At 54.8% G+C, this 272-nt stretch carries 1 rRNA gene; it reads right to left on the bottom strand.

The annotated features are described in order from the left end of the window. Positions 1 to 272 (bottom strand): 16S ribosomal RNA (locus ACTHSL_RS13625); the annotation flags it as partial.

Below are 272 nucleotides of genomic sequence, written 5' to 3'. Positions count from 1 at the left end.
AATGCAATTCCCACGTTGAGCGCGGGGCTTTCACACCTGACTTAATAAACCACCTGCGGACGCTTTACGCCCAGTAAATCCGAACAACATTCGCCACCTTCGTATTACCGCGGCTGCTGGCACGAAGTTAGCCGTGACTTCTTCTGTGGGTACCGTCATTGTCGTCCCCACTGAAAGTGCTTTACAATCCGAAGACCTTCATCACACACGCGGTATGGCTGCGTCAGGGTTGCCCCCATTGCGCAAGATTCCCCACTGCAGCCTCCCGTAGG

The organism is Neisseria sp. P0008.S010, from assembly GCF_051962715.1.
Classification (GTDB): domain Bacteria; phylum Pseudomonadota; class Gammaproteobacteria; order Burkholderiales; family Neisseriaceae; genus Neisseria; species Neisseria elongata.
This window is presented reverse-complemented; position numbering and strand designations above follow the sequence as displayed.